We start from the raw sequence: 246 nt of genomic DNA on the forward strand, positions 1-246 counted from the left end.
GAGGGCGACCGGGATGCTCATCGCCGGCACCGTGCTGATCACGATGTCCTCCCAGGTCAAGTTGCCGTCCCTGCTCGCAATGGGCTTCGTGGTGATGGCGTTGGCATGGCGCTGGGGCGGCACCGTCAAGGCGTTGCTGGCCGCCGGCTTCTCGCTGGGCGCGCTGTCGCTGGCGGTGATGGCGGTGATCGGCTGGGCCAGCGGTCTCGGCTTCGGCTGGCTGTTCACCCTGGGCACCGCCAACGT

The 246-nt window shown here is 69.1% G+C and carries 1 pseudogene; it reads left to right on the forward strand.

The window, feature by feature from the left end:
* A pseudogene (locus NVV99_RS26740) lies at window positions 1-246 on the forward strand (hypothetical protein); the annotation flags it as partial.

Origin of the sequence: Rhodococcus sp. PAE-6, from assembly GCF_025290685.1 — a bacterium.
GTDB classification, from domain to species: Bacteria; Actinomycetota; Actinomycetes; order Mycobacteriales; family Mycobacteriaceae; genus Rhodococcus; species Rhodococcus pyridinivorans.